Raw genomic sequence first — 20,532 nt, 5'->3', positions numbered from 1 at the left:
TTCATGGATATTATTTTAACACAATATTCAGGTGCAATCCTCGGACCAATCGCAAAGCTGTTAGGCTGGGTAATGAACGGTATTTATATCGTGCTGGATAAAATAGGAATCCAGGATATTGGTCTGACGATCATCATTTTGACAATGATCATTTACCTGTGTATGCTTCCGCTGACGATCAAGCAGCAGAAATTTTCAAAGCTGTCACAGAAGATGCAGCCGGAGCTTCAGGCAATTCAGAAGAAGTATAAGAATAAAACAGATGCTGTTTCAAGACAGAAGATGGGTGAAGAGACTCAGGAAGTGTATAACAAATACGGAGTATCACCTTCGGGAACCTGTTTACAGTTATTCATTACATTCCCGATCCTGTTAGCATTATATCGTGTAATCATTAACGTACCGGCTTATGTAAACGGTGTAAAAGGTGTATTTTCAAATCTGGTCAATGCAATTTATACGACGGATGGATTTGATAAAATTTTAACAGATTATGTGGATGCCGGAAAAATTAACAATCTTACATCCAAGATGGTTGATTTTTCTGCAAAGGACACAACGGCTGTAAAGAATAATATCGTAGATGTTCTTTATAAAATGCCTTCTGACGGATGGAACTTTTTACAGGACAAATTCGGTTCTTTAACAGATCTGATCCAGACAACACATGATCAGGTAGAGCCAATGGTTACCTTTTTAGGTTTAAATATTGCGGATTCACCATTATCCACAATTAAGTCCAGTTTTGCATCCCATTCATGGCTGATGTTGATCGGAGCTTTATTGATCCCGATTATCTCTTATGTAACACAGGTGATTAACATTAAGATGATGCCTCAGCCACAGCAGACACAGACAGGTGATTCTAGTACCGATGCAATGGCAGCTCAGATGAAAACAATGAATATCATTATGCCGTTGTTCTCATTTGTTATGTGTTTTACGGTTCCTGTAGGTCTTGGTATTTACTGGATTTCAGCCGCAGTATTTCGTGCAGTACAGCAGTTCTTCATCAATAAACATATGGAAAAAATTGATTTAAATGACATTATTGCCAAGAATCAGGAAAAGATGAAGAAGAAACGTGAAAAACTCGGAATTTCTGAGGAAGACATGAAGAAAGCTGCTAAGATCAAAACAAAGAATATCAGTTATGAGGCTTCTTCAAAAGAAAAAGAAGAGAAGTTAAAAGAAGCTGATGAGAAGAAGAAACATGTAAAAGCAGACAGTATGGCAGCGAAAGCAAATTTAGTTCGCGAATTTAACGAAGGTAAAAGGCAGGAAAAATAGGGGGCAGGATTCATGGAATTTATGAAATTTACAGGAAAAACAGAGGAAGATGCTCTTACAGAAGCAAAGATTGCTCTCGGTGCTACAACCGATGAAATTGAATATGAAGTCCTTGAAAAAGGAACCAGCGGTTTTCTTGGAATTGGAAGCAAGCCGGCAGTGATTCAGGCTCGTAAAAAATCTTCTGTAGAAGATTATGCAAGAGAATTCTTAAATAATGTATTTGCGGCAATGAAATTAGAAGTGGAGATATTGATCAAAGTCAATGATTCCGACCGTGTGATCGAGATTGAATTAAAGGGCGATGACATGGGAATTCTGATCGGAAAACGCGGACAGACACTGGATTCTTTACAGCAGCTTACAAATCTTGCAGTAAATAAAAAATCTGATGTTTACTATCGTGTAAAGATGGATACAGAGGATTACAGAAAGCGTAGAAAAGAAACTCTTGAAAACTTAGCAAAGAATATTGCTTATAAAGTAAAGAGAACAAAACATCCGGTTTCTTTAGAGCCAATGAATCCTTTTGAGAGAAGAGTTATTCATTCTGCTTTGCAGAATGACAGATATGTAACAACACACAGTGAAGGGGAAGAACCTTACAGACATGTAGTTGTTACTTTGAAAAAATAACGATGATACATAGAGAGTGTTCTAAAGAACACTCTCTTTTGTACTAATTGATTTGTATGATAACCTAAGGATAAAAATTTTTTGTTTTTATGTTATGACACAAAGCGTACTTAAAGGAGTATGAAATTATGAAAACAGATACAATTGCAGCAATTGCCACAGCAATGACAAATTCAGGGATCGGTATTATCAGGATCAGTGGTGAAGATGCTTTTACGGTGATTGACAGGATCTATCAGTCGAAGAATGGTAAGAAAAAGTTATCAGAAGAAAAAAGCCATACCGTGCATTATGGATATATTGTGGATGATACAAAGGAAAATAAGATCATTGATGAAGTAATGGTTTTGATCATGCGTGCCCCAAATACTTATACCAGGGAAGATACGGTTGAGATTGACTGTCATGGCGGCGTACTTGTTATGCAAAAAATCTTAGATACTGTGGTTTGCCATGGAGCAAGACCTGCAGAACCGGGAGAGTTTACAAAACGTGCATTTTTAAATGGAAGGATTGATCTGACACAGGCGGAATCAGTTATGGATGTCATTTCTTCTAAAAATGAATTTGCATTAAAGAGTTCAATTTCCCAGCTTCAGGGTTCTTTGCAAAAAGAGATCAAAGAGCTGCGGGAAAAGATCATTTATGAGATTGCTTTTATTGAATCTGCTTTGGATGATCCTGAACATATCAATATTGATGGGTATGGGCAGAAATTAAAAACAGTAGCAGAAGAGTGTAAAGAAAGAATTGAACATCTCCTAGATACCGCCGACAATGGAAAAATTTTAAAAGAAGGAATTGATACGGTCATTGTAGGAAAGCCGAATGCAGGAAAGTCTTCTTTGATGAATGTTCTTTTGAAAAAAGAGAGGGCAATTGTTACGGATATTGCCGGAACAACGAGAGATGTCTTAGAAGAGCAGATGAACCTGAATGGGATCACTCTTAATATTATTGATACTGCCGGAATCCGTGATACGGAAGATATAGTAGAAAAAATAGGAGTAGATAAGGCAAAAGATTATTTAGTAAATGCTGATTTAATAATTTATGTTGTAGATTCGTCCACTCCGTTAGATGAAAATGATGAAAAGATCATGGAGATGATAAAGGATCGTACAGCTCTTGTACTTTTGAATAAATCTGATTTAGATACGGTAACGACGGAAGAGATGATCGCTTCTCATTTAGACCAGAAGATCATTAAAGTATCGATGAAAGAGAATCAGGGAGTCGATGAATTAGAAAATGCGATCAAAGAATTATTTTTCCATGGAAAAGTAGAGTTGAATGATGAGGTCTACATTACAAATGCGAGACATAAGGCAGCTTTAAGTAATGCAAAGGACAGCCTGAATATGGTGCTTGACAGTATTGCGATGGAGATGCCGGAAGATTTTTACTCGATTGATCTGATGAACACTTATGAAGAACTTGGAAATATTTTAGGGGAATCTTTAGGAGAAGATTTGGTCAATGAGATATTTTCAAAATTTTGTACCGGAAAGTAGGAAAGAAGGATTGTTATGGATTTTGTAAAGGAAAACTATGATGTAGTGGTAGTTGGTGCAGGACATGCCGGATGTGAGGCAGCACTTGCCTGTGCAAGACTTGGACTTGAAACAATTTTATTTACGATCAGTGTGGACAGTATTGCAATGATGCCTTGTAACCCGAATATCGGGGGAAGTTCCAAGGGGCATCTGGTCCGTGAGATCGATGCACTCGGTGGAGAGATGGGAAAAAATATTGATAAGACTTTTATTCAGTCAAAGATGCTGAACCGTTCTAAAGGACCGGCAGTACATTCTCTTCGGGCCCAGGCAGATAAGGCTGCTTACAGTATGGAAATGCGAAAAACTTTGCAGGATACCGAACATCTTACGATCCGTCAGGCAGAGGTTGCCGAAATTATAACCGATGAAGAAAATCATATTACCGGAGTTAAAACTTTTTCCGGTGCGACTTATGAATGTAAAGCTGCGGTTCTCTGTACCGGAACTTACTTAAATGCACGTTGTCTCTATGGAGATGTCATCAATTATACAGGACCGAATGGTTTACAGGCTGCAACGCACCTTACGGATTCTTTAAAAGAACATGGAGTAGAAATGTTCCGCTTTAAAACCGGTACTCCGGCAAGAATGGATAAACGTTCTCTTGACTTTTCTAAGATGATTGAGCAAAAAGGAGACGAGAGGATTGTACCGTTTTCTTTTACAACAAATCCGGAGGATGTTCAGATTGAACAGGTTTCCTGCTGGCTGACTTATACAAATGAAGAGACTCATAAAATTATTCGTGAAAATCTAGACCGGTCACCAATGTATTCCGGTGTGATCGAGGGAACAGGACCAAGATACTGTCCTTCGATAGAAGATAAGGTTGTAAAATTTGCAGATAAGAACAGACATCAGATATTTATTGAGCCGGAAGGTTTGAATACCAATGAAATGTATGTCGGAGGAATGTCAAGTTCTCTTCCGGAAGATGTACAGTATCGGATGTACCGGACTTTACCGGGAATGGAAAATGCAAAGATTGTCAGAAATGCCTATGCAATTGAATACGATTGTATCAATCCAAATCAGTTATATCCAAGTCTGGAGTTTAAGAAAATAAAAGGACTTTTCAGTGGTGGTCAGTTCAATGGAAGCAGTGGCTATGAAGAGGCTGCAGCGCAGGGATTGGTTGCCGGAATCAATGCAGCAATGTCAGTTTTGTTAAAGGAACCTTTAATTTTAGACCGTTCAGAATCCTATATCGGAGTATTGATCGATGATCTGGTGACAAAAGAAAACCATGAACCTTACCGAATGATGACCTCAAGAGCGGAATATCGCCTCTTATTAAGACAGGACAATGCAGATTTACGTCTTTCTAAAAAAGGATATCGTGTAGGACTGATTTCTCAGGAAAGATATGACTGGATTTTAGAAAAAGAGAGATTAATTGAAGAAGAGATTGCCCGTGTGGAAAAAGTAAACATTGGAGCAAACAAAAAAGTTCAGGCTTTACTGGAAGAGTATGAGAGTACACCTTTAAATACAGGAACCTCTTTGGCAGAGTTAATCCGAAGACCGGAATTGAATTATGAAGTCTTAGCACCAATTGATGAGGACAGACCGGAGCTTCCGGATGAAGTTGCGGAACAGGTAAACATCAATATTAAATATGATGGATATATTAAACGTCAGATTAAACAGGTTGAAAACTTTAAAAAGTTAGAGGTAAAGAAAATACCGGAAAATTTTGATTACGATGATGTTAACAGCCTTCGCATTGAAGCAAGACAAAAGTTGAAACAGTACCAGCCGGTGAACATCGGACAGGCTTCGAGAATCTCAGGAGTATCACCGGCGGATATTTCCGTGCTTTTAGTTTATATGGAACAGATGCGACAAAAGAACAGCAAAAAGGAATCATAGAATTTATGAAAAAAGAGATTGTGTATTTCAAGGACTCTGCTGCGAAGATGGGAATAGAATTGTCAGATTTGCAATTAGAGCAATTTAATACTTATTATGAGATGTTGGTGGAAAAAAATAAGGTAATGAACCTGACTGCCATTACGGAATTCGAAGAAGTAGTCCAAAAACATTTTTTAGACAGTATCTCTTTAATAAAAGTAGAAAAATTAAATCAAGATATATCAATTATTGATTTAGGCACAGGTGCAGGATTTCCGGGAATCCCATTGAAGATTGCTTTTCCTGAATTAGAAATCTGTCTTGCAGATTCTTTGAATAAAAGAGTTCTTTTTCTAAATGAAGTCATAGAAGAACTGGAATTGAAAAAAATATCTGCAGTACATGGAAGGGCAGAAGAGCTTGCAAGACAAAAAGGATATCGTGAACAATTTGACCTATGCGTGTCTCGTGCCGTGGCAAATTTATCAACTTTAAGTGAATACTGTCTGCCGTTTGTAAAAGTAGGTGGAAAGTTTATCTCCTATAAGGCAAATGAAGTGGAAGAAGAGACAAAGCAGGCAGAACATGCTTTAGAAGTGTTAGGTGGGGCATGTGTGGATATCCAGAAATTTCAATTACCTGATTCAGAGATGAACCGTGCATTTGTTATTATCGAAAAGAAAAAAAGGACACCTGCAACTTATCCAAGAAAAGCAGGAACACCATCGAAGAAACCTTTATGATAATGAAAATAATAAGATAAGAATACCGACCTTGAAAGTTAGAATAGATCTAACAATCAGAGGTCGGTATTTTTAAGTTAAGAGATTACTGGTTATTTAAGAAAACCTGAAGAATCTCATTTACTTTATCCGGTGTCTCTAACTGAGGCAGATACTTGGAATTGGATAAGTAAGCTGTTTCAATATTGTGATTACATTCTGTATACTCGTCTAAAATCTCTACGGAGTGAGGACGTTCTCTGCTTCCGATAATGCAAATCTTATTTTCAATATTTTTTAAAGCATGAGTAATACTGATGTTTGTATAGTCACTGATGATACTTGCATAGAGATATCTGCCGGCACCTTCACCTAAATGTGCAGCTTCAAAATAGACATCCTGTGCCTTGGTAGAAATCAGTTGTTTCTTATAATAATATTTTTCACGGAACATCCGGTTGATCTTTAATTCGTGTACCGTTGTATTATATAAGAAGGTTCCGATGACAGGAAAATCAAGCAGGAACTTTGCAACATTTTTCTTCTTATCAGGAGTTCTGTTTAATACACTCATTTTTTCTGGATTGATCAAAATGATTTTTTTGAAAAGATTCTTTTCCATATTACATGCCATCACAGTAAAAGAAACAGAACTTCCGGTTGCTACAACATCTGTCTTTTCTTTAATAACATCTTTGATAAAATTATCAATTAACTGTACATACAGATAATTGGTATAGGTAATATTTGGTTTATCACTTCGTCCACATCCAAGAAGGTCAATGGTATAGACCGTATTTGTTTTTTCGAGTTTCTTCATCATTCTGGACCATTCATAAGAAGAGCTTGCCGGATGAAGATCATGGATCAGTAAAAGCGGTGCACCACTTCCTGTCTTGGTATAGTAAATTCTTCCATGTTTCCAATCATAGTAATGACCCGGATGAGAAGAAAGAATTTCTTTCATACATGCAGTTCTGTTGACAGTTCGGTTCATAAGATGAATTCCTGTTCCGGCTGCTGCTGCAAGAAACAGAAAATGTTTGATGTTTTTCTTCATATATAATGACCCCCTTGTTTTATTATCTAAGTTTATTATAGACGAAATTCTATTTTTATACAATTCAAATTTAAAGAAAAAGATCCGCCTTTTCTTTTGCAAAAAATTAGTATAAAATAAAGATAGTAAATAAATTACAAACATATGTTCTTGAGGTTATTATGTTAAAAGAATTTTTAAAAAATTATCAAAGTGAGCAAGAAGCAAAGAAAAAAATGCTGCAAAATAAGCAGGATGAATTACATATCCGAATCCGTGAGACAACACAATTTATTTTGTATTTAGAAAAAGAAGATGAAAATGATTGTGAACCGTTTACACCCAGAACGATATATCCGCATCATAAAGAAAGAATATCAGATTTAAAATCAGAACAGAAAAGTCTTTTGGGTGAACAGAAAAAAGTAGAAGCAGAATTGAAAGATGTAGATTATCGTTTGACACAGATATCAGATATTATAAAAATTGTGGAGCAGAGTGAGAGTACAGATCAGGTATCGATTCCAAAAGATACTTATGATATGATTATTTCTGAACTGAATCATGCTGTTCAATCTATAGATAAGTGTATGAGATTAATGGATGAAGAAAAGAGTACTAGTAATATGCAGTGCAAAAAAGAGATGAAGTCTGCTTTGGATTGTCTTTATAATGTTATTGGGTTGTTATAGATTGAGTTTTTGAAATAAATATTATGATAAATTTATGTAATGAAGTTTTGAACTTTTTTGATTGGTAATATACAAAGCCGGGTCTATTTTGTTCCGTTGTACGAAAATAAGAAAATCTAAGTCTGCCTGAGTTGGGGTTACTAATTTTCTTCCAAAGTCACAAAAGTAGTCCCGGTTTTGTTCTACTTTGATTACTGGCGGTCATACAAATTCTCTGTAAATAAAGTATTTATTATTATGTGCAAAACCAGCATATGCTCAATATATGTCACCCGTTAATTATGCAAGTATGTAAGTATATTAAGTCGCTTGCATTCACTATATCATAAGTATCACTTACTTAATAATTTCACTGTTCGTCAAGAATAAGAAATTTCTCTTTGATATATTTTTAATTATTAGATTATACGCAAAACCAGCATATGATCAACGTTTGTCGCTTGTTAATTATGCGAGCATATTAACTCACTTGCATTCATTGTGTTATGTACAAAACCATTACATAATAAACGCTTATTACCTATTAATCATGTAAGATGTTAACTCGTTTGCACTTACTACATCACATAAGATAAAAAGTATGAAATAGAAAATGTTTCACGTGAAACATTTTCTATTTTTTTATAAAATTTTTTACAAGATATTGTATTAAAAAAATATAGTAACATCTATAAATTGTGATTTTTAAAGCAAATCAGCAATAATGTTTCACGTGAAACATTTTTTACTATAGAAATAAAAAAGAATAAATGTTATAATGTTCTAGGTATTCTATATTACTGAAAAATGTAGAATTATATCTGTACAAAGTACCAAAATTACATAGATTTACAGGAAAAGTACAGAGGATAAGTGTATAGTAGAAAGGAAAAAACATGGGAAGAATTATTGCAATAGCTAACCAAAAGGGCGGTGTAGGTAAGACAACAACAGCAATTAATCTGTCAGCTTGTCTTGCGGAAGCCGGAAAAAAAGTACTTACGATTGACTTAGATCCACAGGGAAATACAACAAGTGGACTGGGTATTGATAAAGATGAATTAGAAAATACAGTATATGAATTAATGTTGGATGAATGCAGCATTAAGGAAAGTATGAAGAAAACAGATATAGAAAATCTGACAATCATACCGGCAAATGTAAATTTAGCAGGAGCAGAAATAGAGTTACTGGATGTAAAAGAAAAGGAATATGTATTAAAAAATTCTGTAGATTATATCCAGGACGATTTTGATTTTATTATTATTGACTGCCCACCATCCTTGAATATGCTGACGATCAATTCCATGACAACAGCAAATACAATCTTAGTTCCAATCCAATGTGAGTATTATGCGTTGGAAGGTTTGAGCCAGTTAATGCATACGATTCATCTGGTACAGGAAAGATTGAATCCAAATCTGGAGATGGAGGGAGTAGTATTTACTATGTATGATGCCCGCACCAATCTTTCAACTCAGGTTGTAGAAAATGTAAAAAATAACTTAGACACAACTATTTACCAGACAATTATTCCGAGAAACATTCGTCTTGCAGAAGCTCCTTCACACGGACTTCCAATTACATTATATGATTCAAAATCAGCAGGAGCGGAAAGTTATCGTGATCTTGCAAGAGAAGTAATCAATAGAAAGGATGTGTAAGAGATGGCAGCAAAAAAAGGAGGACTTGGCAAAGGTCTGGATTCTCTGATTACAGACAAAGTGAATAAACCGGGGGCTGCAAAAGATGCTTCACTTACACCGACAGAAGATCAGGCAGTTATGGTTCCTATTAATAAGGTAGAACCAAATAAGGAGCAGCCAAGAAAACATTTTAATGAGGATGCACTTTTAGAGTTATCCGAATCCATCAAACAGATGGGAATTATCCAGCCAATCGTAGTTCAGGATCGAAATAGTTATTATGAGATCATTGCAGGAGAAAGAAGATGGAGAGCTGCAAAGCAGGCAGGTTTGAAAAAGATACCTGTTATCATAAAGAACTATACAGAGCAGGAAATTGTAGAGATATCCTTGATTGAAAATATCCAGCGTGAAGACTTAAATCCGATTGAAGAAGCGTTTGCTTATAAGAGATTATTAGAAGAATTCAATCTGAAACAGGATGAGGTAGCGGAGCGTGTGTCTAAGAGCCGTACTGCAGTTACCAACTCTATACGTCTTTTAAAATTAAATGAAAAAGTACAGCAGATGGTCATTGATGATATGATACAAACCGGACACGCAAGAGCACTTCTTGGAATTGAAGATTTAGAAAAACAGTATAATATGGCACAAAAAGTCTTCGATGAAAAACTCTCCGTAAGAGAAACAGAGAAGCTGGTCAAGAAAGTACAGAAGGAAAAAGAAGAAGTAGAAAAAACAAAGATGGATAAACAGCTTGAAATCGTATATCAGGATCTGGAAGAAAAAATGAAACAGATTCTGGGAACAAAAGTATCCATCAATGCAAAAGATGAAAATAAGGGAAAAATCGAGATCGAGTATTATAATAAAGAAGATTTAGACCGATTAATTGACATGATATTAAAATAGAACAGACGTTCTGGAAGGAGAAAATATGATATCTGAATACTTAGGAATTGATTCTGATTATATCGTGATCGGATTGGCAGCACTTGTACTGATACTGATCATCGTAATGATCGTGAATGCAGCAAAAATGCATTCCCTGAAAAAAGCATACAACAATTTTATGACAGGAAAAGATGCGAAAAATTTAGAGGACACCATTTTAAAAAGACTGGATCAGGTAGAGCAGCTGATGGACTCCAATGAGAAAAATGAGAAAAACATCAACCGTATTTTTTCAAACATGAAATATACCTTCCAAAAAGTGGGACTTGTAAAATACGATGCTTTTAACGAAATGGGAGGAAAGCTGAGTTTTTCACTTGCACTCTTAAGTCAGACCAACGATGGATTTATCATCAATGCAATGCATAGCCGTGAAGGATGCTATACATACATCAAAGAAATTATTGATGGAAATTCTGTGATCACTCTTTCCGAGGAAGAGCAGGAAGCATTGGACACGGCATTAAATTCTAATAAAAAATAAAAATTGCAATCTATACCTAGAAAAAAGTAATAACATATAATATAATAAGATTAATTTCAAAAGAAGTGAGGAGGAGTTCTATGCATGATTTTTTAAGAGCAGTTGGATTTAAAAATATAAAAGATCAAAAAGAGTTAGACGAACTTCTCCAGAGCATTGTATCCTCTCCGACAAACTATATGTCAGCGAGAGATTCGGAAGGAAACGAGTACGCAGAATTCACAAAAGAATTTGCGGATTCCATGGGAATTATAGTTCGTGGAGAATTTACTGACCACGACAATTTCAGAATTGAATATTACATTCCGTATTTTTACGGACATGGAATTACTTCACAGGAACAGACAGAAGTACAAAAGCATGCAGAAAAAGAATCTTATGCCGGAATCTGTGATGAGGTTCGTTTAGGTGTGTCCCTAATCTTTTATCTGCAAAATGTAGCGGAGTATTTAAACGAGGAACATTTTCCAAGAATCGTCGGAAGAAGTGTTACACTTTCTGCATTGTCCATCAGCGGTAAGATTATTCTTCCGATGATGAAAAATGAAAAGCAGAAAAAAACGATCCAGAAAAATATGCAGAACCGGAACCACCTGATTGCAGCAGCAAGAGATGGGGATGAGGATGCAATCGAAAATCTGACTTTAGAAGATATGGATACTTATTCCATGTTATCACGCCGGATCGCTTATGAAGATGTTCTGTCTATCGTGGACACCTGTTTTATGCCATATGGTGTAGAGAGTGACCAGTATTCCGTAATAGGAGAAATCCTCGATTACAAAAAGACTGTGAATAAAATAACAGAAGAAGAAATTTACATTATGAAGATTGATACAAATGGTCTGGTTTATGATGTTTGTATTAATAAAGAAGATTTACTTGGAGAGCCTCAGATTGGAAGAAGGTTCAAAGGGAATATTTGGATGCAGGGATGCATCCGCTATATGAACTAAGCTGCCAATATTTTGTTCTCATAGTTAAATGGATATAACAAGTGCCTCCTAAGAGAAAGCCGAGGCATTCCCCAAAGGGAAAAAATGAAAAACAACTTTCAGTTCGAATCTATTCTGAAAAATGTCAAAGGTGACAACAAAGCATTCCCCAAATTGGGGAACGTTCTAATGTTACCAAATCGAAAAAATCTGTAGATTGACAACTCAAAAAAGAGTTGATAATCTTATATATGGCCGAAGGGAAAAATCCCAGAAACCCAGTAAAATCAAGGGTTTACGGCATGTGTCGTCATAGCTCAGCTGGATAGAGCACTCGCCTCCTAAGCGAGGGGTCGGAGGTTCAAATCCTCTTGGCGACGGGCTTCAAAGCGTTCGAAAATGTTAGCTGGATTAGCTGACAGCGAACGCTTTTGTTATTTTCTAATCACGTTCGTGACATGATTTTCCATTCAAAATGATCAATTTCCAGCTAACGCAATCCGATTTTTGTTAGCTGACCGCTAATCAAAATTACCGTTTTGCAAACATGGGTTTTAAGAAGTCCAGCTAACATTTGGGTTCCACTCTGTTGTCACCCCTTATTTGGGGATGTAAATCAGAGAAAAGGCGGGAAAAGAAACAATCTCTCCCAAACCTGCAAACATAAATTAGCTGAAACAGTATTCAATTCTATTAGCTACAGCTAATGGTCAAACAGCAATGTCTGTTTGGAACTTTACTATCTATAAAAGTTCCAGGCAGGCATTTTTTATTTCCTGAATCCTGGAGGAAAGGAGTCAAGATGACTGAGCCAAACAGACAATCAGGAGAAAACGAAGAAAGAATCATAGAAATTGAGATTGAGCGTCTTCGACCGTTCAAAGAGCATCCGTTTCAGGTGAAAGATGATAAGGAAATGTTTCTTCTGCAGGAAAGCATTGAGAAGTATGGAATATTAAATCCGCTGATCGTCAGACCAGTACCGGATGGCTACTATGAGATCATATCCGGCCACAGAAGAAAACATGCTGCGGAGAAACTTGGATACCGTAAAGTACCGGTGATCATCCGGGTATTAAGTGAAGATGATTCCATTTTAAGCATGGTAGATTCCAATCTTCACAGAGAACGGATCAGCTACAGTGAAAAAGCTTTTGCTTACAAATTAAAGAATGACGTATTGAAAAGAAAAAGTGGTCGAAAAAAGAGCCAAGTTGACCACAAAACACCAAGAAAGTGAGCGATAGAGATCATCAGCGAGGATTGTGGTGATAGTCCAAAACAAGTGCAGCGTTATATCTCACTGACAAAACTGATACCGGAAATGCTGCAGAAACTGGATGATGAGATTATTTCTTTTTGTCCGGCTGTAGAGATAGCAGCATTAAGTGAAAAAGAGCAAAAGGAATTGCTTGTAGCAATGGAGTATGCACAGGCGATCCCGTCACTCTCACAGGCACAGAGAATCCGGCAACTGAGTAAAGAAAAACAGTTGTCACTGGAAAAGATGGAAGAAATCACGTGTGAAGTGAAAAAGGGTGAGATCACAAGAGTGGCATTTACAAACGAGCAGTTACACAAGTATTTTCCAAATTCTTATACACCGGCAATGATGAAGTGGGAAATACTGGCATTGTTGAAATTATGGAAAAAAGAATCATGGGAAAGTTAAAGGAGAAAGAAATCATGTGTAAAGTTATATCCGTAGTAAACCAGAAAGGCGGCGTTGGAAAGACCACCACAACCGTAAATGTAGGCATTGGACTGGCACGAGAAGGTAAGAAAGTGTTGCTGATCGACGCGGATCCACAGGGAAGTTTAACAGCAAGTCTTGGATATGAGGAACCGGATGATCTTCGCATTACACTGGCAACGATCATGATGGATGTCATCAATGAAGAAGAAATCTCCTTGAAAGATGGTATCTTACATCACCAGGAAAATGTAGATTTACTTCCGGCAAATATTGAGCTTTCTGCCCTGGAAGTAACGATGGGAAATGTTATGAGCAGAGAAATGATCATGAAGGAATATATCGATGCGATAAGATGCCGATACGATTATATCCTGATCGACTGTATGCCAAGCCTTGGTATGATGACAATCAATGCACTGGTCTCCTCTGATTCCGTGCTGATACCTGTACAGGCCGCATATCTGCCTGTTAAAGGACTTCAGCAGCTGATCAAGACCATTCTCACAGTAAAGAAAAGACTGAACCGGAAACTGGCGATTGAGGGCATTCTCTTGACTATGGTAGATTTCAGAACCAATTACGCAAGAGACATTGCATCGAGAGTACATACAACCTACGGAAGCCAGATTGAAGTATTTGAAAATGTGATCCCGATGTCTGTAAAAGCGGCTGAGACCAGTGCAGAGGGAAAAAGTATTTACATGCACTGTCCGAAAGGAAAAGTTGCCGAGGCATATATGAAATTGACACAGGAGGTTTTGAATAATGAAAAATAGAAGTGGCGAAAAGATTAAACTGGCAAGTATTGATGAACTGCTTGGTGTGGTAAATGAAGAGTCAGCAATGGAGATAGAAATTAGTAAGATCCATCCGTTTAAGAATCATCCGTTCAAGGTGCTGGATGATGAAAAGATGCAGGACCTGGTAGAAAGTGTAAAGATCAATGGAGTACTGACTCCGGTACTGCTACGTATGGATGAAAATGAAGAATATGAAATGGTATCCGGTCACAGAAGAATGCATGCAGCACAGCTTGCAGGACTGACGACAATTCCGGCAATCGTAAGAGAATTATCGGATGATGATGCGGTGATTGCGATGGTGGACGCTAACATTCAGCGAGAGGAACTGTTACCGAGTGAGAAAGCATTTGCATATAAGATGAAAATGGATGCTATGAGAAGAACAGCAGGTCGTCCGACAAAAGAAAATCCCCGACAAAATGTCGGGAATTATGAGACGGCAGATCTCATTGGAAAGGATAATGGAGAAAGTGGACGACAGGTTCAAAGATATATTCGTCTCACGGAATTAATACCAGAACTTTTAGATCTGGTAGATAAGAAAAAGCTCCAATTTACAGTTGCTATTGATATCTCCTACATCGATAAGGAAGTACAGGAATGGATCTACGAATATATCAGCGACACTGGATTTATCAAGCCCAAACAGATTGCAGCACTTAGAAATCAACTGAATGATGGGCCAATTAATCAGATTCAGATGTTATCAATTTTCAATAACTGTGTGATGGCAAAGAAAGTATCCCGGTCTCTCACTTTCTCAGAAAAGAAACTGACAAAGTATTTTCCGGATGATTATACAGCCAAAGATATGGAGCAGGTGATTGAATCATTATTAGAAAAACGGATGCAGGAACAGTCCTGTTAAGGATAGAAAAAGTTAAGAAAACAAAGTCAAAGAAGTTTAAAAAGAGGACTTCTTAGCAGAAAACGAAAGGAGGCAGTTATGGAGAAAAAAATGACATTTAATTATTTTTACGGTACCGAAGCTGATCAGTTCAGCTTCTACCGCATACCAAAAGCATTATTTACAGACAGTTACTTTAAAGATTTATCAAGCGATGCTAAAATTTTATATGGACTGATGTTGGATCGAATGTCTCTTTCCATCAAAAATCAGTGGTTTGACGACAAAAACAGAGCATATATCTACTTTTCCATCGAAGATATCATGGAATTACTGAACTGTGGCAGAAATAAAGCCATCAAATCCATGAGAGAACTGGATGACGAAACAGGAATTGGTCTGATTGAGAAACGCAGGCAGGGATTTGGAAAGGTGAACGTTATCTACGTGAAAACCTTTATGCCTGAGAAAACAGATGAGAAAAAATTTGGAGAGGGATTAGAGAAGTTTAAAAAACAAACTTCTGTGGAAAATGAAGAGCCTGCAGAAGTTTACAATTTAAACTTCATGAAGTCCCAAAATCAAACTTCTAGAAGTCCCGAAAACAAACTTCAAGAAGTTTACATTTCAAACCCTAATAATACTAATCTTAGTGATACTGAAATGAATGATAATAAATCTAATCCTATCATATCTGTGGATGAGAAAAGATTTGATAGCGATAATCGCTCTGAGGATTATCAGGCTTATGAAAACCTTGTCAAAGAGACCATTGATTATGAATCACTGGAAGTAACCCATCATGACGATATGCGACAGGTAGATGAAATCGTGAACCTGATCGTAGAGACTGTGATGTGTAAAAATGACAAAATATTGATTGCCAGCAAGTGGTATCCGGCATCACTGGTGAAGAAAAAATTTCTGATGCTGACCTATTCACATATCGAGTATGTCTTACACTGTATGCGTAGTAACACCACCAAAGTGAAGAACATCAAGAAATATTTATTAGCAGCCCTGTTTAATGCACCGTCAACGATGAACGGGTATTATCAGGCAGAGGTGAACCATGATATGCCAGGACTGGTAAGATAGGAGGTGCACATGTTTATTTTAAAACTTGCTGGGAAGATATTATTACTGCCGGTATGGCTGATCCTTTTTGTGATCGGCCTGGCAGTGAAGATGACAGTACAGACTTATGCGGTTGTCAGAGGAATCCTTGGATTTATATTCACTTTGTTGATTATAGCAACTGCATACTGTTACCATGACTGGGTACAGGTTGCATTCCTGTTTGCGCTGAGTGTTATTCTATATCTGATCCTGTTTGCAGGAGTGTTCGTAGATACTGTACTGGACATGACAAGAGACTGTATTATTGATTTTATTATATCGTGAGGAGGATATGAAAATGAGCGAAAACAATGATTATATTCAGCTACCACCACTTAAAAAAGACACACCAGACGATGTGGTAGCATTTATGTGGGAATACATGAAAGTACCGGAGGATTCAAGAGAAAAAGTTAAGAATCTGCTTAAAGATGCAAATGAAAATGGAGCAAAAATAAGTCATCAGGCACCAACACTGTATGATGTTGTTCCGAAAGAAGAAATTGCTGAATTTGAAGAGCTTATGCGCCAAACCATAGCTGACATTGTATCAGAAGCCAGTAGCGTTGCCTGTTGGGTGTATGTGCAGAAATATGTGAAGCACAAAACCCTAAACGAAATGCTGCAAGAATTGCCAGACGTAGGTCAATTCATCCTAGCTATGGATACCTGGTTTGAAAAACTGATGGAGAAATAATCTAGGAAAATAGTTTAAAGTTTACATGTTATGATCATGTATGAAGTTGGAACAAAATAAAAGAATTGTGCTATAATATTGTTCAAGAAAAAAACTCATTGACATATTTCAATCTATTTAGGAGGATAAACGATCATGTGTACAGCAGCAACTTATAAAACAAAAGATTTTTACTTTGGACGAACCCTCGATTATGAATTCTCTTATGGTGATCAGATAGTAATTACACCACGTAATTATGCGTTTAATTTTCGCCATGTTGGCGATATGAAAAATCATTATGCAATTATTGGAATGGCTCATGTTGCAGAAGATTATCCTTTGTATTATGATGCTATGAATGAAAAAGGAGTGGCAATGGCAGGACTGAATTTTGTCGGAAATGCTGTTTATGCCGCGATTAAGCCAGATGTGGAAAATATTGCACAGTTTGAATTTATTCCGTGGATTTTAAGTCAGTGTTCTTCTTTAGTTGAAGTTCGCGAGCTTCTTGAACGAATTAATATTGTTAATACTCCTTTCAGCGAGCAATTACCATTAGCACAATTACACTGGATCATTTCTGATGAGAATGAGTCAATTACGGTAGAATCTATGTCAGATGGTTTGCATATTTATGACAATCCAGTAGGAGTGCTTACGAATAATCCGCCATTTCCACAGCAGATGTTTCAACTAAATAATTATATGTATTTATCTCCTAAACAGCCCAGAAATACTTTCTGCGAAAATTTGGCTCTTGATGCATATAGTAGAGGTATGGGAGGATTAGGTCTTCCGGGAGATCTCTCATCTTCCTCACGCTTTGTACGTGTAGCTTTTACAAAGGTAAATGCAATTTCAGGTGAATCAGAGGAAGAAAGCGTTAGCCAATTCTTCCACATTCTCGGATCTGTGGATCAGCAACGAGGATGTTGCGAAGTAGCGGATGGAAAATATGAAATCACATTGTATACGTCGTGTTGTAATGTTACAAAAGGTATTTATTATTACAATACTTATGAAAACCATCAGATCAGTGCAGTAGATATGCATGTAGAAAATCTGGATAGTGATAAAATGATTTGTTATCCAGTAATTCAAGGAGAACGAATCAACTATCAAAATAAATAATGTTTTGAAATCAGGGATGGGTAGAAAGGAAAGTTCCATGACAAAAGATGAAGTAAAAAAACTCAGGATGAACAGTCCGGAATCACTACAGTTTTTAAATAATGCTACAAAATTTTATAATTTAATGATGATGTATCGTTGTGCTATTCGGGAGATACAAACTAAACTTGAGGTTTTGGATGATGAATTTTCAGTTGAGAACAATCGAAATCCTATTTCTTTTATAAAAACAAGAATTAAGCAGCCCAATAGTATTTACGATAAACTGCAGAAGATGGGATATGAATTTACAACAGAAAATATACAGACATATCTCAATGATGTAGCAGGCGTTAGAATAGTTTGTGCGTTTATTGACGATATTTATATGATATCAGATTTGATTACCCAACAGGATGATATTAAAGTTATTGAAATAAAAGATTATATAAAAAATCCAAAATCGAATGGTTATCGAAGCTATCATATGATTGTTGAAATACCAGTATTTTTTGCTAAGGGTAAAACACCTATGCGTGTAGAATTACAGATTCGAACCAATGGTATGGATTTCTGGGCAACGTTGGAACATCAGCTTGGTTATAAAAAAGGCATTGAAGAAATGCCTGGATATGAAGAGATCAGTGAAGAATTACTTCATTCTGCAAGAGTTGTCATTGAAGCAGATAATGAAATGCAGAGAATAAAAGACAAAATTGGTATGTTCCACGAAATTTAAGCAGAAATTTGATTGAGTAGAAAGGTTGGAATATATATGAAACAAGATACTTTAGAAGGAAAAGCGAAAACAAAAAACGGAGTAAAACGATTGTGTTTTTCCATAATCTGCATTCTTCTAGAAGTAGTTTTTATTATTACTATTGTAACATGCTTAAATGAATATGCAGAAATCATAAATCTATTTACAAGGATTTTAAGTGGAATTTTAGTTTTGAGATTGTATGCATCAGATAAGACATCTTCCATGAAAATGCCTTGGGTTATATTAATTTTAATTTTCCCAATTATGGGTGTAGGCCTATATTTATTGATTGGTTTGAATGGTGGCACACATAAAATGCGTGAGCGATATGCAGAAATTGATAGCAAATTGTTACCAATGCTTTCCGATAATCAGGAGTGTTTAAGCAGAATAAAAGAAACAATTCCGAAAGCAGGAAATATAGCAAGTTACATACAAAGAAATTCGCAGTATCCAATCTATCAGAATACGGATATTGTGTATTTTGATGAAGCAGTGAAAGGATTAGAGGCACAGCTTAAGGATTTGGAGAAAGCACAGAAGTTTATCTTTATGGAATATCATGCGATAGAAGACGCTGAAGCATGGCATAAGATTCAAGATGTTCTGGAAGAGCGAGTAAAAGCAGGTGTGGAAGTTAGAGTATTCTACGATGATATGGGTTCTATAGGCTTTATTAACACAGATTTTGTGAAAAAGATGGAGGCAATAGGAATTCATTGTCGTGTATTCAATCCGTTTATGCCAGGTTTAAATCTGTTTTTGAACAATCGTGATCATAGAAAAATAACAGTTATTGATGGAAAAGTCGGATTTACAGGTGGATATAATCTAGCAAACGAATATTTTAATTACACACACCCGTATGGACAGTGGAAAGATACAGGTATTCGTTTAGAAGGAGATGCTGTTCAGTCGCTTACGGTGACATTTTTGGAAATGTGGAATGCAGTAAGTGCTAAGGATGCTAATGATCCTGATTTTAGTAAATACCTTTTCCACTATGATTATGCGGCACAGCAAACTGGGTTTGTTCAACCTTATGCAGACAGCCCTATGGATAATGAGCAGGTAGGAGAAGAAGTTTATATCAGTATGATAAATAAAGCTGAAAAATATTGTTGGTTTATGACTCCATATCTAATCATAACAGATGAAATGACGCATGCGTTATGTCTGGCTGCTAAGCGAGGGGTAGACGTAAGAATTATCACACCTGGTATCCCTGATAAAAAATTCATTTATAATATAACGCGTTCTTTTTATCATGGATTAGTTAAACATGGTGTTCGTGTTTATGAGTGGACTCCTGGTTTCTGTCATGCAAAAATGAGTGTGGCAGATGACTGTATGGCAACTTGTGGAACAATTAATCTGGATTATCGAAGTTTATATCACCATTTTGAAAACGGCTGTTTTATGGCAGATTGTCAGGCAGTTGTGGAAATAAAGAATGATCTGATAAGAACGATGGGAGAATGTCGTGATGTGACAGACCAATATCAAACCGGACGAAGTGCATATTTGCGACTAGGACAATTATTTATGAGATTATTTGCTGGATTGCTATAAGAATCTGATGAAACGACCTTTCAAAAAACAGTTGATTTAGAAGTTAACTGTTTTTGAAAGGCCGTTTTTGCTATATCTAACAGTCTGTTGTACAAAGAAGATTTTGCATGGATGAAAAAACAAACCTTGTTGAGGTTAAATTGAGATTGACTT

19 protein-coding genes, 1 tRNA gene and 1 pseudogene are annotated in these 20,532 nt (G+C 36.5%); 20 read left to right on the top strand and 1 reads right to left on the bottom strand.

The window, feature by feature from the left end; translation table 11 throughout:
- The first annotated feature begins 3 nt into the window (after window positions 1–3).
- From WMO43_RS13120 to rsmG, 5 genes are all read left to right on the top strand, one after another.
- Window positions 4–1,290: a YidC/Oxa1 family membrane protein insertase gene (locus tag WMO43_RS13120; protein WP_177962257.1), complete on the top strand. Its 1,287-nt coding sequence runs from the start codon at window positions 4–6 to the stop codon at window positions 1,288–1,290.
- 12 nt (window positions 1,291–1,302) lie between these two features.
- Entirely contained in the window at window positions 1,303–1,926 is a 624-nt protein-coding gene (gene jag, locus WMO43_RS13115; protein ID WP_353531488.1) for an RNA-binding cell elongation regulator Jag/EloR, read from the top strand.
- A 128-nt stretch (window positions 1,927–2,054) separates the two neighbouring features.
- Entirely contained in the window at window positions 2,055–3,440 is a 1,386-nt protein-coding gene (mnmE, locus tag WMO43_RS13110; protein ID WP_353531487.1) for a tRNA uridine-5-carboxymethylaminomethyl(34) synthesis GTPase MnmE, read from the top strand.
- A gap of 15 nt (window positions 3,441–3,455) precedes the next feature.
- Window positions 3,456–5,357 carry a tRNA uridine-5-carboxymethylaminomethyl(34) synthesis enzyme MnmG gene (mnmG, locus tag WMO43_RS13105; RefSeq protein WP_353531486.1) on the top strand — a complete coding sequence of 634 codons (1,902 nt, stop codon included), beginning with the start codon at window positions 3,456–3,458 and terminating at the stop codon, window positions 5,355–5,357.
- 5 nt (window positions 5,358–5,362) lie between these two features.
- Window positions 5,363–6,082, top strand: coding sequence for a 16S rRNA (guanine(527)-N(7))-methyltransferase RsmG (gene rsmG, locus WMO43_RS13100; protein ID WP_353531485.1), 720 nt, complete (start codon window positions 5,363–5,365; stop codon window positions 6,080–6,082).
- Window positions 6,083–6,167: 85 nt separating this feature from the next.
- Here the strand turns inward: rsmG and WMO43_RS13095 are convergent, their stop codons facing one another.
- Complete coding sequence (locus WMO43_RS13095) at window positions 6,168–7,121, bottom strand: alpha/beta fold hydrolase (protein WP_353531484.1); 954 nt, start codon at window positions 7,119–7,121, stop codon at window positions 6,168–6,170.
- 161 nt (window positions 7,122–7,282) lie between these two features.
- Between WMO43_RS13095 and WMO43_RS13090 the strand changes: the two genes are divergently transcribed.
- From WMO43_RS13090 to cls, 15 genes and pseudogenes are all read left to right on the top strand, one after another.
- A complete protein-coding gene (locus WMO43_RS13090; RefSeq protein ID WP_353531483.1) occupies window positions 7,283–7,792 on the top strand; it encodes a hypothetical protein in 510 nt (169 codons plus the stop codon).
- A gap of 875 nt (window positions 7,793–8,667) precedes the next feature.
- On the top strand, window positions 8,668–9,435 hold the full coding sequence (locus tag WMO43_RS13085; RefSeq protein WP_353531482.1) for a ParA family protein: 768 nt from the start codon (window positions 8,668–8,670) through the stop codon (window positions 9,433–9,435).
- 3 nt (window positions 9,436–9,438) lie between these two features.
- Entirely contained in the window at window positions 9,439–10,329 is an 891-nt protein-coding gene (locus tag WMO43_RS13080; RefSeq protein ID WP_353531481.1) for a ParB/RepB/Spo0J family partition protein, read from the top strand.
- 25 nt (window positions 10,330–10,354) lie between these two features.
- Entirely contained in the window at window positions 10,355–10,855 is a 501-nt protein-coding gene (locus WMO43_RS13075) for a DUF4446 family protein (RefSeq protein WP_353531480.1), read from the top strand.
- 80 nt (window positions 10,856–10,935) lie between these two features.
- Window positions 10,936–11,811 (top strand): DUF3881 family protein, encoded by an 876-nt coding sequence (locus WMO43_RS13070; protein ID WP_353531479.1) that lies wholly within the window; start codon window positions 10,936–10,938, stop codon window positions 11,809–11,811.
- A gap of 285 nt (window positions 11,812–12,096) precedes the next feature.
- Window positions 12,097–12,170: transfer RNA gene (locus WMO43_RS13065), tRNA-Arg, on the top strand.
- A 326-nt stretch (window positions 12,171–12,496) separates the two neighbouring features.
- Window positions 12,497–13,462, top strand: a pseudogene (locus WMO43_RS13060) (ParB/RepB/Spo0J family partition protein).
- Window positions 13,463–13,476: 14 nt separating this feature from the next.
- On the top strand, window positions 13,477–14,262 hold the full coding sequence (locus WMO43_RS13055; RefSeq protein WP_178760644.1) for a ParA family protein: 786 nt from the start codon (window positions 13,477–13,479) through the stop codon (window positions 14,260–14,262).
- Window positions 14,252–15,157 carry a ParB/RepB/Spo0J family partition protein gene (locus WMO43_RS13050; protein ID WP_353531478.1) on the top strand — a complete coding sequence of 302 codons (906 nt, stop codon included), beginning with the start codon at window positions 14,252–14,254 and terminating at the stop codon, window positions 15,155–15,157. Before WMO43_RS13055 ends, WMO43_RS13050 begins: the two co-directional genes overlap by 11 nt.
- Before the next feature lie 78 nt (window positions 15,158–15,235).
- On the top strand, window positions 15,236–16,234 hold the full coding sequence (locus WMO43_RS13045) for a DUF6017 domain-containing protein (protein WP_353531477.1): 999 nt from the start codon (window positions 15,236–15,238) through the stop codon (window positions 16,232–16,234).
- 9 nt (window positions 16,235–16,243) lie between these two features.
- Window positions 16,244–16,540: a hypothetical protein gene (locus tag WMO43_RS13040; protein ID WP_353531476.1), complete on the top strand. Its 297-nt coding sequence runs from the start codon at window positions 16,244–16,246 to the stop codon at window positions 16,538–16,540.
- Between the two features lie 7 nt (window positions 16,541–16,547).
- Window positions 16,548–16,952, top strand: coding sequence for a hypothetical protein (locus WMO43_RS13035; protein ID WP_353531475.1), 405 nt, complete (start codon window positions 16,548–16,550; stop codon window positions 16,950–16,952).
- Window positions 16,953–17,087: 135 nt separating this feature from the next.
- Window positions 17,088–18,065 carry a choloylglycine hydrolase gene (bsh, locus tag WMO43_RS13030; protein ID WP_005347230.1) on the top strand — a complete coding sequence of 326 codons (978 nt, stop codon included), beginning with the start codon at window positions 17,088–17,090 and terminating at the stop codon, window positions 18,063–18,065.
- Between the two features lie 37 nt (window positions 18,066–18,102).
- Window positions 18,103–18,783, top strand: a complete 681-nt coding sequence (locus tag WMO43_RS13025) for a GTP pyrophosphokinase (RefSeq protein ID WP_353531474.1) — start codon at window positions 18,103–18,105, stop codon at window positions 18,781–18,783.
- Between the two features lie 36 nt (window positions 18,784–18,819).
- Window positions 18,820–20,379, top strand: a complete 1,560-nt coding sequence (cls, locus tag WMO43_RS13020; protein ID WP_353531473.1) for a cardiolipin synthase — start codon at window positions 18,820–18,822, stop codon at window positions 20,377–20,379.
- Window positions 20,380–20,532 lie beyond the last annotated feature (153 nt).

It is taken from the genome of Maccoyibacter intestinihominis, from assembly GCF_040096355.1.
Classification (GTDB): Bacteria; Bacillota; Clostridia; order Lachnospirales; family Lachnospiraceae; genus Maccoyibacter; species Maccoyibacter intestinihominis.
The sequence above is the reverse complement of the archived record's forward strand: the minus strand, read 5'-3'. Positions and strand labels throughout refer to the sequence as shown.

Excerpts from the sequence above, each read along its gene's own strand:
- WMO43_RS13050 (WP_353531478.1), top strand. The coding sequence starts at position 14,252 with ATGAAAAATAGAAGTGGCGAAAAGATTAAACTGGCAAGTATTGATGAA.
- WMO43_RS13045 (WP_353531477.1), top strand. The coding sequence starts at position 15,236 with ATGGAGAAAAAAATGACATTTAATTATTTTTACGGTACCGAAGCTGAT.
- WMO43_RS13090 (WP_353531483.1), top strand. The coding sequence starts at position 7,283 with ATGTTAAAAGAATTTTTAAAAAATTATCAAAGTGAGCAAGAAGCAAAG.
- WMO43_RS13070 (WP_353531479.1), top strand. The coding sequence starts at position 10,936 with ATGCATGATTTTTTAAGAGCAGTTGGATTTAAAAATATAAAAGATCAA.
- mnmE (WP_353531487.1), top strand. The coding sequence starts at position 2,055 with ATGAAAACAGATACAATTGCAGCAATTGCCACAGCAATGACAAATTCA.
- bsh (WP_005347230.1), top strand. The coding sequence starts at position 17,088 with ATGTGTACAGCAGCAACTTATAAAACAAAAGATTTTTACTTTGGACGA.
- WMO43_RS13075 (WP_353531480.1), top strand. The coding sequence starts at position 10,355 with ATGATATCTGAATACTTAGGAATTGATTCTGATTATATCGTGATCGGA.
- WMO43_RS13025 (WP_353531474.1), top strand. The coding sequence starts at position 18,103 with ATGACAAAAGATGAAGTAAAAAAACTCAGGATGAACAGTCCGGAATCA.
- rsmG (WP_353531485.1), top strand. The coding sequence starts at position 5,363 with ATGAAAAAAGAGATTGTGTATTTCAAGGACTCTGCTGCGAAGATGGGA.
- WMO43_RS13040 (WP_353531476.1), top strand. The coding sequence starts at position 16,244 with ATGTTTATTTTAAAACTTGCTGGGAAGATATTATTACTGCCGGTATGG.
- jag (WP_353531488.1), top strand. The coding sequence starts at position 1,303 with ATGGAATTTATGAAATTTACAGGAAAAACAGAGGAAGATGCTCTTACA.
- WMO43_RS13095 (WP_353531484.1), bottom strand. The coding sequence starts at position 7,121 with ATGAAGAAAAACATCAAACATTTTCTGTTTCTTGCAGCAGCAGCCGGA.
- cls (WP_353531473.1), top strand. The coding sequence starts at position 18,820 with ATGAAACAAGATACTTTAGAAGGAAAAGCGAAAACAAAAAACGGAGTA.
- WMO43_RS13055 (WP_178760644.1), top strand. The coding sequence starts at position 13,477 with ATGTGTAAAGTTATATCCGTAGTAAACCAGAAAGGCGGCGTTGGAAAG.
- WMO43_RS13080 (WP_353531481.1), top strand. The coding sequence starts at position 9,439 with ATGGCAGCAAAAAAAGGAGGACTTGGCAAAGGTCTGGATTCTCTGATT.
- WMO43_RS13120 (WP_177962257.1), top strand. The coding sequence starts at position 4 with ATGGATATTATTTTAACACAATATTCAGGTGCAATCCTCGGACCAATC.
- WMO43_RS13035 (WP_353531475.1), top strand. The coding sequence starts at position 16,548 with ATGAAAATGAGCGAAAACAATGATTATATTCAGCTACCACCACTTAAA.
- WMO43_RS13085 (WP_353531482.1), top strand. The coding sequence starts at position 8,668 with ATGGGAAGAATTATTGCAATAGCTAACCAAAAGGGCGGTGTAGGTAAG.
- mnmG (WP_353531486.1), top strand. The coding sequence starts at position 3,456 with ATGGATTTTGTAAAGGAAAACTATGATGTAGTGGTAGTTGGTGCAGGA.